Genomic DNA, 12,117 nt, shown 5'->3' with positions numbered 1-12,117 from the left:
TTCACCTGGATCCAGGCTGAATCCATCTTGGCTGCAGGCTATAGGCGTAGACAACCAATTCGATATCGGTGTTCGGCACAAACCAGTCGCGTTCGGGATAGTGGACGAATCCGAGGGATTCATACAGTCCCCGGGCAGAATCCCAGCTGCTGCCGGTAGTCAGGGAGACGGCATTGATTCCGGGAATGAGCCGGGCGCGCTCGATGGCGGCCTGCACCATGCTCCGGCCAACACCCCTGCGCTGCGCGGCCGGATCAACGCTGAGCATGCGGATTTCCAGCTCGTCCGCTCTGGCAATGTCCGCATAGTCGCTGCCCGCCCGGATCAAGGTCATGGAACCGATGATCTCTTCTTCCCGGCGCACCACGTAGATTTCGGTCTGGGCTGCACGCTCGGCCACCTTGCGCACGAAGTCCAGGTACTCGTTATCCGGGCTGTCGAAATGCCCAGCGGCAAAATAGGACTCTGCGGTCAGCTCCCCCACACGCTGGTAGTGCTCGGGAGCAGCCAGTTCAATCGACAAGTCGCCAATGCTGGTTGAAAAAGTTTGCGCGTCAGTCATGATGCTCCAAGTGTGCCACGAGCTCAGGGGGTTCCTGCACGTCACCGAGCCCAAGGCAAATGATGCTCTGGCTGAAATTTTTGCTGAGCAATTCTTCTCTGATCTGCAGTGATTCGCGGTGGGAAATAGTGCCTTGCGAATAACTGGGAGAAAAACTTGCCCGCAAGTTTGTTAATGGAGTTAACTAACCCTGTGACTTCCCCACGCAAGGACTGGAATGTGCTGTCGCACGGCAGCGCTATTTTGCCGTCCCATGGAAGGGAGCACAACCTCTCTCTGGTTCTGCAAACACTTTCGGACCAAGGCGCTTCGAGCCGTGCCGATCTGGCACGCGCTACCGGCCTGACACGTGTCACCGTCTCGGAACTGGTCGCGGAATTGATCAACCGCTCGCACGTCATTGAGACCGGGCAGCAAGAGCAAAAACGCCCCGGCAAGCCCTCCACCCTCGTCGATTTGAATCGCCCGGGGCTCAGGATCATCGGCGTGGACTTATCCGGCGTTGTCCCGTTCCGGGCGGCCATCATGGATCTGGATGGCGCCATCCTCAAGAGTTTTTCTGCCCAGGCACGTGAAGCAACCGGTGAGGCCGCGACGGTCCAGCTCCTGGAGCTGCTCGACACCGCACTAGCCGAATGCGACGCACCGGTTCTGGGCGTGGGCATTGGCTCGCCCGGCGTAGTGACCGATCGGGGAATTGTCCTCGCAGCCGAAAAGTTCGGTTGGCGCGACTACGACCTGCGATCTGCGGTCGAGCAGGCTACCGGCCTGGCCGCTCATGTCCTCAATGACGCCGACTGCGCCATCCTTTCCGAGCACACTTTCGGCCAAGGCAGCGACCACATGATCTTGCTGCGCCTGGGGCGCGGTGTAGGCTGCGGCGTCATCACCCACAACACCCTGGTGCGCGGCTCGGATTTCGCCGCCGGCGAGCTGGGCCATGTCCGCCAGCGTGCGCAGGACACTGTCTTATGCAGCTGCGGGCAAATCGGCTGCCTGGAAGCCTATGCTTCCGTTCCTGCAATCTGGAAGTCCCTGGCCGAGGGGGAACCAAAGGAACAGCTGGATCAGCGGATCGCCGCGTATCTTGCTGGCGCACTTGCCCCGCTTCTTTCGGTACTCGACATTCGCGATGTCATTTTCACCGGGACCCCGGAAGTCGTGGATCAGCCTCTCGCGCAAGCGCTACGCGAAGCACTGGCCCTGCGCTCGCATACGGCACGCGCCGAGAACTTCCGGCTTTCGCTGAGCGAAGATCCAGAGCATCTGGTGCTCCGAGGTTGCGCGGTCAACGTGCTATTCCATGAACTGGGGATCACCTAGCGGGGCCGCCCGGTTTCTCCATACCTGTATTCCACTAATCATCACTGCCAAGATCGGAGAGTGCCCACCATGCGAGTGCTCATTGGTTCATCCCCTGAAGAAGTTGCACGCATCGCTGCCGACAAAGTGTTGGCCGGCCTGGCCCACCACAGCGCTGGAGCCCCCTCGAATTTGGGGCTTGCCACAGGTTCGTCTCCGTTGGGCCTGTACCGTGAACTTTCCCGTGCGGTCCAGGAAGGCCGTGCCGATTTCACCGATACCCAGGGTTTCGCCTTGGATGAGTACATCGGGATCCCGGACACCCACGAACAGTCCTACCGCCAGACGCTGATCAACGAGGTCTGCAATGTCATCGGCTTGCCTGCCCGCTGCCTGCATGTACCGCAGGGCATGGCCGCATCCGTGGAAGCCATCGAGACGGCGGCCCGGGCGTACGATGCCTCCATCGCCCAGGCCGGTGGCATCCACGTACAGATTCTGGGTATCGGATCCAATGGGCATCTGGGCTTCAACGAACCAGGCAGCGCGCTGCGAAGCCGCACCCGCATCAAGCGCCTCGCGGCCAATACCCGTGAAGACAACGCCCGGTTCTTCGACGGCATCGAGCACGTTCCCACCCACTGCGTCACCCAGGGACTAGGTACTATTCTTGACGCCGGCCGCTTGGTCCTGGTGGCTGTAGGCGCGGGCAAGGCCCGAGCCATTGCCGCTGCCGTAGAAGGGCCGCTGTCAGCTTCCTGCCCGGCATCCGTCCTGCAGCTGCACCAGGATGCAGTGGTAGTAGTTGATGAAGCGGCAGCCAAGGGGCTGAAACTGCGTGAATACTACGATGACGCGGCTGAGGAACTGACCGTCGTAGACCTCGTGGTCAGCTAAACCGCCCAGCCAATGGCATACTGAAGCCATGGCCGTCTACTTTGAATGCGTTACGCTTTGCGGTGCTTCACGTGCCGACCTCTTCGAGAAATCGCTCAGCATCGACGCGCACGCCGGTTCAATGGCCGATTCGCAGGAAAAGGCCGTGGCGGGGGTTACCAGCGGCACTATCGGATTAGGCGAGCAGGTCACCTGGCGTGCCAAGCATTTCGGCATCCCCTTCCGGATGACCTCGAGGATTTCCGACCTGGATGCCCCGCACACGTTCACCGACCAGCAGGAGCGAGGGCCTTTCAAGTCCTTCCACCACGTCCATGAATTCTACGAGTCGGACCAGGGGACGTTGATGGTGGACAAGATCCGCTTCAGCGCTCCATTGGGTCCCTTGGGCTGGTTAGCCGAGCGGCTCGTGCTTGGCTGGTACCTGCCCAAGCTCATCCGGATCCGCAACGACTACCTGGTCAACGCGCAAGGCTAATCCTGCTCGCTAGCGGTCCTGTGGCTCGATGACCACAGCCCACTGGCGCACCGCGCAGGAGTCGTATTCCCCGCATTCTCCGGTCTGCGGCTGCGCCTGGACGATGACGGCCATCGGGCTGGGCAATTCACTGGCATCCACCGGAAGCACGTGGGTGAACGAACCGTCGGCGTTAACCGGGATTTTCAGATCCGGGCCTTGATCCGATATGGCCTCGCCCGCTCCAAGATGACGGAGTACACGGTTGCAGTGCGGATTGGAAGTTGGATCCGAGGGCTCATCGCCGTCGGCCTGCGAGGGGAATTATTGACGGCTCCACGTGTACAGTGGATTAGTCGCCACGACGGCAGTAAACCGCTACCCCTATCAAGGCCAATGACCCCGATGCAGCAGACCTCGACAGCCAGCTCACCTCTTGCGGTGCGAAAAATCGCCTTAGTGGTTTCGCACGTGCTCTCCCCCATTATCCTGGCCACCGTGTTGCTGTTGGCAACGCCATGGCGGGATTCCTCAGTGCGCTGGACCGAGTCGATTGTTGCCGCCTTGTTCACCACGATTATTCCGTGGCTGATCCTGGCCGGGGCGAAACTGCGCGGCAAGGTCACCGATATGCACGTGACCGTACGGCGTCAGCGGCATGGGATCTATGCCTATACCACAGGATTGATCCTGTGCGGCCTGCTCGTGCTGCGGGTCATGGATGCCGGTTCCGGGATCTTCCTCGAAGTGCTCAGCATCCTGCTTGGATTGGCGCTTGTTGCCGTGATCAATTTGTGGTGGAAGGTCTCGGTGCACCTGGCTGTGGGCACCTACGTTGTTTTGCAGGTGGCGGGACAGCAGGCCGAGCTGATGCCGCTAGTGGTGTTCTTCCTTGCGGTGCTTTCCTGGGCCCGGATCCGCAGCTACCAGCACACCGCCACACAGGTGTGCGGCGGTGTAGCTGTGGGCATCGCCATCCATTACGCGCATCAGTGGATAGCAGCTTTGCTTCCCTAGGCGCTAGGCTCCGCGAGCTTGGCTGGATCCACCAATCCGGCGTACTGCCAGCCCGGGTTGCTGCTGGGCCTGCCTACCTGGCATCCGGCTTCCTCTGCAATCAGCGCGCCGGCAGCCCAGTCATACTCCTGGGTGCCATATTCGGCGTAGGCGTCCAAAGACCCCTCGGCCACCAGGCACAGGTCCAGCGCGGCCGAGCCGAGTCGGCGCACATTGACGTAGTCCTGGAGCATCTGCCCGAGCACTTGGGCTTGGAACTGGCGGCGCTGGGAATCATAGCCGAAGCCAGTTGCCAGGATCCTGGTCTCGGATTCGGCCGGCCCGGTGAGCTGTGTGAGCTTCCCGGATCGCAGATCAAGCTTCCATGCACCCAATCCCTTTCCGGCGAAGTATTCCACCTGCAATGCAGGGGCGACGATGGCCGCGGCTACCCAGGTCTCGCTGCCATCCTCGTTGCGTTGGCAGACGCCCACCGAGGAGCAGTAATAGGCGATGTTGCGCACGAAGTTCGTGGTGCCATCCAGCGGATCAATGCTCCAGCGCAAGCCGCTCGGGTTCGCAGGCTTGGCACTTGGATATTCCTCGCCGGTCAGTTCGTCGTTGGGCCGGGAGGTCAGGATGGCCGCGCGAATTGCTTCCTCGGCGGCACGGTCGAAGTCGGTCACCCAGTCCCCGGCCGCCGATTTGTCGGTGAGGTTGAACTGCGATTCATCGCGGCGGTTGAGTACTTCGGCGCCGGCGGCGGCGGCCCGGCGGGCAACCATTACCAGCGGATCATGAGTCACTGCGCGGTCCATTTCTAGCCTTCCGTTAGTGCGGCGAGGGCTACCTCGCGCGCTGCGTCTGGGCCCTGTTCAAGCAGGACGCCGAATCCGGTTTCGTCCAGTACCGGAACACCCAGGGACTGGGCTTTGTCCAGCTTTGACCCTGCGGCTTCGCCGGCCACCAGGAAGTCCGTCTTCTTCGAAACGCTGCCTGTGGCCTTGCCGCCACGGACAATGATCGCTTCCTTGGCGGTATCGCGGGAATAGTGTTCCAAGGTACCGGTCACCACAATGGCCAAGCCTTCGAGGTTCTTGGTGATGTTCGCATCTTGCTCGTCTTCCATCTTCACCCCAGCGGCCTGCCAGGAGGAGACAATTTCACGGTGCCAATCCACCTTGAACCAGTCCACCAGCGCGTCGGCAATGATTGATCCGACGGAATCGATTTCGCTCAGTTCAGCCTCGGCGTTGCCCGAGTCAAGGACCTCGAGCAGGGCATCCATGGAGCCGTAGCGGGTGGCAATGGCCCGCGAAGCGTTCGGGCCAACGTGGCGGATGGACAGTGCCACCAGCACGCGCCACAGCGGGTTGCCCTTGGCCTTTTCCAGCTCATCGAGCAGCTTCATGGTGCTCTTGGTTGGTTCTGACGGCTTCTTGGCGGTGGCCTTGGAGTAGAAGTACGGGACGAGCTCGAAAATGCCGGTGCCTTCCCCCTTGGAACGCTTTTCCCGCCATACCTTCACCTCGCCAAGCTCGTCGAGCATGTCCTTGAGGTTGAACAGTTCGGCTTCGTTTTTCAGCGGGCCGGGGCCAGCAGGCAGAATGATGCCGCCCTGGGTGGCAGGGTCCTCGCCCGGACCGCTGGTCAGGGCCGCAGCTGCTTCGTAGCCCAGTGCCTCGATATCAAGGGCGCTGCGTCCGCCGAGGTAGGCCACGCGTTCGGTGAGCTGGGCCGGGCAGGATTCAGCGTTGAGGCAACGAATGTCCACATCGCCTTCCTTGGCCGGCGCCAGTGGCTGCCCGCAGGATGGGCATTCGACAGGCATGACGAAATCACGCAGGTCTTCGTTGCCGTCACGCAGTGGCAGCACCGGGCCAACAATTTCAGGGATGACGTCTCCCGCCTTGCGCAGGATAATGGTGTCGCCAATCTTGACGTTCTTCGCCTTGACGACTTCCTGGTTGTGCAGGGTCGCGCGGGCAACGGTGGAGCCAGCGACGAGGACCGGTTCCATCACGCCGAAAGGCGTCACGCGGCCGGTGCGCCCCACCTGGACCTGGATGTCCAGCAGCTTGGTGTGCACTTCTTCTGGCGGGTACTTGTAGGCGACAGCCCAGCGTGGAACACGCGAGGTGTAGCCCAGCTGTTCCTGGGTGGCCAGGTCATCGACCTTGATGACGATGCCATCGATGTCATGGATCAAGTCGTGGCGCTTCTCGCCGTGCTCGGCAATGTAGTCCTTGGCTTCCTGGCGGCTGCCGACAACGCGGCCGTAGGGCGAAACCGGAAGACCCCAGTTGCGCATCAGCTCGTAAGCCTGGGACTGTTCAGCAAGGTTGAAATCGCGGCTGCGGCCCAGTCCGTGCACGAACATGCGCAGCGGGCGCTTAGCAGTCTGTTCCGGGTCTTTCTGGCGCAAGGACCCGGCGGCCGCGTTGCGCGGGTTGGCCAGGGGCGCCTTGCCCTGGGCAATCAACGCTTCGTTGAACTTGTTGAAGTCATCGGTGGCAATGAAAACTTCGCCGCGGACTTCGAATTCTTCGGGCCAGCCGGTGCCGGACAACTCCTGCGGGATGTCGCCGATGGTCAGCGCATTGTGGGTAACGTCTTCACCGGTGGTGCCGTCGCCGCGGGTAGCTGCACGCACCAGCTTGCCCTGGCGGTAGGTCAGGTTCAGTGCCAGGCCATCGATTTTGACTTCGCACAGCCACTTGACCGGGGTTTGCGGGTGCAGGCGTTCGGCATTGACCTGGGCACGTTCGAGCCACGCTTCGAGTTCATCAAGTGAGAAAACGTCTTCCAGCGAGTACATGCGGCTTGCGTGGGTGACCGATGCGAAGGCGGCGGAAACTTCGCCGCCGACTTCCTGCGTGGGCGAATCCTGTCCAGCCAGGATGGGATAGGTTGCCTCGAGCAGCTGGAGCTCATGGAACAACGCATCGTATTGCGCGTCGGAGACCAGAGGAGCATCGTTTTGGTAGTACGCCTCGCGGTGGGCACGGATCTGCTCGACCAGCTGTTCATAGCGGGACTTGTCAGCTTCTGGCGGAACGTTGGTGGCCTCAACTGGTGTTACGTCTTTTTCACTCACGTATTCAATTGTGCCCCACCGGCGGACAGTTTAGCTGGCTTGGAGCCCTAGTTCCCAGGTGCGTCAATTTGCGCGGACTCGGCTGCCAGCACATCAAGGACAATCACCGCGATGTTGTCCCGGCCGCCAGCTTCCAGTGCGGCCCCGGTGAGAATCCGGGCCGCTTCGGTGCGGTCCTTGTAGTTCACCAGCAAGGTCTGCAAGATGTCTTCGGTCAGTTCGCCCGAGAGCCCGTCGCTGCACAGCATGTAGCGGTCGCCGATGCGTGGCTGCAAGACGGTGAGATCCGGCTGGCTTTCGGCGCCGGCGCCAAGCGCACGGGTAATCAGATTCCGGTGCGGATGATTGCGGGCTTCCAACTCGGTGATCTGCCCGGCATCCACCATTTCCTGCACGGCCGAGTGGTCACGGGTCAGCTGCTGCAGGGCGCCATCACGCAACCGGTATCCGCGCGAGTCCCCCACGTTGACCAGCAACAAGCTCGGGATTTCATCGGCGACCACCGGGATCGGCTCGGTAGCTGGAGCCAAACTGGCGCGGTGGTTCTCCAGCATTTGCGGAGTGATCTTGGAGATGACATCAGTGTTCTGCGTCATCGCGAAACTTGAGGTCCAGGGCGGCACCGCGGCCAGTGGAGCGGTCACATTGTCCCGGCCTTTGCCGGGGGTCTTGATCTGCACCAATGCGCACAAGGTAGTGCCGCCACGTGATTCAAGCGCTTCGCGAATGCGGTCATCAGCCAGTTGCACCTGGCGCTGGACATCCGGCACGGATGGCAGTTTCCGAACCGACGTCTTATTGGCGAAGGTGCAGATTTCCTGCATCGTTTCCACCGCAAGCTGGCTGGCCACCTCGCCAGCTTCGTGACCGCCCATGCCGTCGGCTACCGCATACACGATGTCATGCATCAGGATGCGGTCCTGGTTTTGCGTTCGTTTCCGGCCCACGTCCGTCAGCCCTGCCGCGGCGAGGATGAACGGTACCGGTGCTGGTTCTTTAGCCATTAGTCGATCACCAGTCCTGCTCCCTCGCCTGCGGAGAGCTCATAGGGTTGAATGTCTCCAAAGCCGCGCACCGCGGTGATTTCCTGGGCGGTGAGCACAAAGCGTGCGTCATTGCGCAACGTGTTTGCGGTAATCGCGTCGGTCAGCACGGTGCCCGGTTCCGCCAGCGAGGTCAGCCGAGCCGCCATGTTCACCGTAGGACCATAGATATCACCCAGGCGTGAGAGCAGCCGGCCCCAGACCACCGCGCCGCGGGTTTGCGGGAAGAGCTCGTCCTTGGCCAGCTCGCGCGACAGGGACAGCGCAATCTCGGCGCCAGCCTGCGGGGTTTCGGCCACGTAGAGCACTTCATCGCCAATGGTCTTGACCAGGCGGCCACCGCCCACGGAAATGACCTCGGCGCATTTGGCTTCGAAGCGCTGCACCAGCTGGGCCAGGGTGCGCTCGTTCATGCGGCGCGACAGCGAAGTGTAGGAGACCAGGTCGGCAAAGCCCACCGCACGGGCCAGCGGCAGCGGGGTGCCGCCATCTTCGTCGCCACGGTCTTGGTTGTAGGCAGCCACTCCGGTTTCCACCCGCAATGCCATGCGGTGCACGGCAGAGTTCAGCTGGCGGCGCCATGAGTAGAGCAGCAGGTCTTCAATCGCTGGAATGATTTCGGGCAGCAGGCCGAAAAGCTGGCGGCGCGCCTGGCGGTCCGACATGTTCTGGTTGGCGATCATGTCCTCAACCAGTGCTTCGATCTGCCACACCACCATGCGGTCAGTCATCTGGCCAACCGAACGCATCAGGGAAATGGCGGTTTCTTCGGTCAGCTTGCCTTCGCGGACCATCCCCACCATGGTGCCCAGGGCTTCCTTGTCGGCCTGGGTGAAGAACACTTCATCATCGCTGAGTTCAGGGAAGCCGATGGCGCGCCAGAGCTTGCGCGCGGAGTGCAGGGAAACACCGGCCTCGGAAGCGACCTCGCGGCGACGGAATTCGCGTTGGCCGCCGATGAGCCGCCTTTCCAGCGAAGCGACGGTGTCGCGGACAGCGTCGGGGGTGTGGGCCGGAATGCGCAAGGGGCCTTCCATGGCCTGCGCAAGTTCGAAAATTGGATCCGACTCGGCCGGTGTGGCCACAGGGGGGTGCTGGCGGGCGCCGCGGACAGCCTCGGCGGCGGACTGCGGAGAGTCTGCTCGGGGTGTGTTGGTGTGCTCGGTGCTCATGCCCCCATGCCCTCACTGTTCGTCGTTTCGGTATGCACCGCATTCTGGTTGCTGCGCAGGTTCGCCATCGCCTCCATTGCCAGGGAACGGAAATACGGTACCGAGGGGACATGTGAGAGTCTCACGTATCCCTGGTTCAGCACGATATCCAAGGTTCCCGCACGCGTCATGGTGTTCTTCGCCTTGCTGTGCGCGACGAGGTCGCGAACTGTAAATAATCCTACAGATTGCAGCTTGCCATCGTTGTATGTGGGCCGGAACATGATCCGCTCGGTGGTCAAGACGATTTGGCTGCGTAGCCACCGGGCCCAGGGAATCACGCTCCAGATCAGCACCAGTGCGGCCCAGAGAACCACCGAAACGACCATCCACACATTCGCGTTGCCAGCTAGCCAGTCCGAGAGATCGTCCCGGGAGAGATAGCCCAACGAGAAGGTGCACACGGCAGTCAATACGAGGAAGGCTCCCACGGGCTGGCGCAGCACTCGCGAATGTTCACGAGTTTTGATAATCACTCGTTCCCTTTCATGCAGCGGCAACTTCATCGTGTTGTTCCTCGCCCCTCCTGTTCTCGACTCCGTGTTTCGGTCATCATCTCCAATAATAGTCCCGGGCCAAGACCCAAGTCTGGTTAGGCATACTTTCCGTCGGCGCGCCGTACGTGGTGCACGTCCCCTGCCATCACGTGCTTCCGCTGCCCGGTTCCATATTCCAGAACCAGTGAGCCGTCTGCGCCCAACTCGACCGCGTTGCCAACTAGCGTGGATCCATCGGGGAATTCCACACGCACTTCATGTCCCAGTGTGGCCAGCTTGTCGCTGACGAGCTGGCGCAAAGATTTTCCATTATTTCCCGGCAACGGCATCTGCGCAAAGCCGCCGACCCGGCGGAAACCCTGATCCAGTGCTGCGAATTGCTTCAGGTACTCAGCCAGCAGTTCGGTGCGGTCCAAGTTCTGGGCGCCAGCCAAACGCAGGGACGTCGCGGTGGGCACCGGAAGCTCGTCCCGGTTCTGGTTCACGTTGATTCCGGTGCCAACCACTACCCCGTAGCCGTTGCCAGTTGGAACCATTTGCGCCAGTATGCCGCAGACTTTCTGCTCTCCGGCCAACAAATCGTTGGGCCATTTGATGCCCAAGGGAACGCCGCCGATATTCTCGGCGGCTCGGCTCCAGGCCAAGGCCGCAAGCATGGTGTACCAAGACAGGGATTCGGCAGGGAAGCTGGGACCCGGCACCGCCAAGACACTGACGGTCAGGGAGGATCCTGCCGGAGTTACCCATTCACGGCCCAAACGCCCTTTGCCTGCCTGCTGGTGCTCCGTGAAGTACACGCTGAGGTGGCCGGCATCCCCATTGCCAGCCAGTTGCGCCAACTCGGTATTGGTTGAACCGGAGGTTGGCTTGATATTAACCAGCCCCAATTCCAGCTGGGCGGTGAGCTCGGTGAAGAGCCGGGAATCGAGAATTGCGCGGTCGGTGCCATGCGGGTTTTCCATACCTCCAACCCTATGGCACCGGCCGATGATTACGCTTAGTCCTGCCTCGTCATCTGCCTAGAGGAAGATGTCTTCAACCAGCGGGACTTCGGGGTTCAAGGTGTACTTCTCCAGGTCCGTCTCCCCAGCCAGCGTCAGCACCTGTCCATCCGTGAAGAAGTTTCCGCTGACTCCGGCCGGCGGGCTGGCAAGAATGGCCATGGCGGCATCTGCCACGACCGAAGCGTCGCGCGCTCCCTGAACCATTTCCTGTCCGCCTGGCAGGTTCCGGATGGCTGCGGTATCGATCAGGGTTTCGGGCCAGAGCGAGTTCACGCCGACGCCATCGTCCTTCAGCTCTTCGGCCAGGCCAAGGGTGGTCAGCGACATGCCGTATTTGGCCATGGTGTAGGCCAAATGCCGTCCAGCCCACTTCGGTTCCAGGTTCAATGGCGGGGAGAGGGTGAGTACATGGGCATGCTCGGAGGCGCGCAGGTACGGGAGCGCGGACTTTGAGAGCAGGAAAGTGCCGCGGACGTTGATGTCCTGCATCAGGTCGTAGCGCTTCATATCAAGCTGATCGGTCTTGGCCAGGTTGATGGCCGAGGCGTTGTTGACCACAATGTCGATGCCGCCGAACTTTGCAACCGCCTCTTCCACCGCGCGCTGCACATCGGCGTCCACGCGGACATCGCCAACTACGGCCAGGCCCTTGCCACCTGCTTCTTCGATTTGCGCAACGGCGGTATGGATGGTCCCTTCCAGTGCCGGATGCGGCGTATCGGTCTTGGACAGCAGGACCACGTTGGCCCCCAGCCTGGCTGCGGCCAGGGCGATAGCCAGGCCGATGCCGCGGCTACCGCCGCTCATCAGGATGGTGCGGTTTTCCAGGTTCCCGGGAACAGGTGCGATAAGAGTGCGCGATTCACTAGTCATGTGATATAGATTACGCGATGATCCCCCACTAAGCTACTGTTCAGTAACTTATTCTGGCGTGCCACGCACCAGATATCGGGCCATTTTGTAAGATTCCTACAAACAAATGAGCTGTTTGCCCAGCTAGACTGGCTTAGTTGGCATTTTTCTTGTGCCATTCCTACACATTGAAGACAAC

At 61.3% G+C, this 12,117-nt stretch carries 13 protein-coding genes; 4 read left to right on the top strand and 9 right to left on the bottom strand.

Going from position 1 to position 12,117, the window contains the following annotated elements; translation table 11 throughout:
* Position 1: 1 nt before the first annotated feature.
* Complete coding sequence (locus ACIOJF_RS11505) at positions 2-562, bottom strand: GNAT family N-acetyltransferase (protein WP_332594779.1); 561 nt, start codon at positions 560-562, stop codon at positions 2-4.
* A gap of 192 nt (positions 563-754) precedes the next feature.
* Here ACIOJF_RS11505 and ACIOJF_RS11500 point away from each other — a divergent pair, with 192 nt between their 5' ends.
* From ACIOJF_RS11500 to ACIOJF_RS11490, 3 genes are all read left to right on the top strand, one after another.
* Complete coding sequence (locus ACIOJF_RS11500) at positions 755-1,885, top strand: ROK family transcriptional regulator (protein WP_166650656.1); 1,131 nt, start codon at positions 755-757, stop codon at positions 1,883-1,885.
* Positions 1,886-1,954: 69 nt separating this feature from the next.
* Entirely contained in the window at positions 1,955-2,761 is an 807-nt protein-coding gene (locus tag ACIOJF_RS11495) for a glucosamine-6-phosphate deaminase (protein WP_402735614.1), read from the top strand.
* Between the two features lie 28 nt (positions 2,762-2,789).
* Positions 2,790-3,239, top strand: coding sequence for an SRPBCC family protein (locus tag ACIOJF_RS11490; RefSeq protein ID WP_133833022.1), 450 nt, complete (start codon positions 2,790-2,792; stop codon positions 3,237-3,239).
* 9 nt (positions 3,240-3,248) lie between these two features.
* Here the strand turns inward: ACIOJF_RS11490 and ACIOJF_RS11485 are convergent, their stop codons facing one another.
* Positions 3,249-3,380, bottom strand: a complete 132-nt coding sequence (locus ACIOJF_RS11485; RefSeq protein ID WP_402735512.1) for a hypothetical protein — start codon at positions 3,378-3,380, stop codon at positions 3,249-3,251.
* A gap of 234 nt (positions 3,381-3,614) precedes the next feature.
* Between ACIOJF_RS11485 and ACIOJF_RS11480 the strand changes: the two genes are divergently transcribed.
* Positions 3,615-4,235 (top strand): hypothetical protein, encoded by a 621-nt coding sequence (locus tag ACIOJF_RS11480; protein WP_402741669.1) that lies wholly within the window; start codon positions 3,615-3,617, stop codon positions 4,233-4,235.
* On the opposite strand, the gene ACIOJF_RS11475 is transcribed toward ACIOJF_RS11480, so the two are convergent.
* From ACIOJF_RS11475 to ACIOJF_RS11445, 7 genes are all read right to left on the bottom strand, one after another.
* The gene (locus ACIOJF_RS11475; RefSeq protein ID WP_105657144.1) at positions 4,232-5,032 is read right to left on the bottom strand and encodes an inositol monophosphatase family protein; all 801 of its coding nucleotides are present in this window, start codon (positions 5,030-5,032) and stop codon (positions 4,232-4,234) included. The two genes, ACIOJF_RS11480 and ACIOJF_RS11475, sit on opposite strands and share 4 nt — an antisense overlap.
* 2 nt (positions 5,033-5,034) lie before the next feature.
* On the bottom strand, positions 5,035-7,311 hold the full coding sequence (gene ligA, locus ACIOJF_RS11470; RefSeq protein ID WP_286134146.1) for an NAD-dependent DNA ligase LigA: 2,277 nt from the start codon (positions 7,309-7,311) through the stop codon (positions 5,035-5,037).
* Positions 7,312-7,358: 47 nt separating this feature from the next.
* A complete protein-coding gene (locus ACIOJF_RS11465) occupies positions 7,359-8,315 on the bottom strand; it encodes a PP2C family serine/threonine-protein phosphatase (protein ID WP_105657142.1) in 957 nt (318 codons plus the stop codon).
* Positions 8,315-9,526 (bottom strand): adenylate/guanylate cyclase domain-containing protein, encoded by a 1,212-nt coding sequence (locus ACIOJF_RS11460; RefSeq protein WP_105657141.1) that lies wholly within the window; start codon positions 9,524-9,526, stop codon positions 8,315-8,317. Before ACIOJF_RS11460 ends, ACIOJF_RS11465 begins: the two co-directional genes overlap by 1 nt.
* Positions 9,523-10,071: a hypothetical protein gene (locus tag ACIOJF_RS11455; protein ID WP_105657140.1), complete on the bottom strand. Its 549-nt coding sequence runs from the start codon at positions 10,069-10,071 to the stop codon at positions 9,523-9,525. Before ACIOJF_RS11455 ends, ACIOJF_RS11460 begins: the two co-directional genes overlap by 4 nt.
* An 86-nt stretch (positions 10,072-10,157) precedes the next feature.
* A complete protein-coding gene (locus tag ACIOJF_RS11450; RefSeq protein WP_105657139.1) occupies positions 10,158-11,024 on the bottom strand; it encodes a biotin--[acetyl-CoA-carboxylase] ligase in 867 nt (288 codons plus the stop codon).
* Positions 11,025-11,081: 57 nt separating this feature from the next.
* Positions 11,082-11,939, bottom strand: coding sequence for an NAD(P)-dependent oxidoreductase (locus ACIOJF_RS11445; RefSeq protein ID WP_105657138.1), 858 nt, complete (start codon positions 11,937-11,939; stop codon positions 11,082-11,084).
* Between the last annotated feature and the right edge of the window lie 178 nt (positions 11,940-12,117).

The organism is Glutamicibacter sp. NPDC087831, assembly GCF_044742845.1.
In the GTDB taxonomy this organism is placed as follows: domain Bacteria; phylum Actinomycetota; class Actinomycetes; order Actinomycetales; family Micrococcaceae; genus Glutamicibacter.
This window is presented reverse-complemented; position numbering and strand designations above follow the sequence as displayed.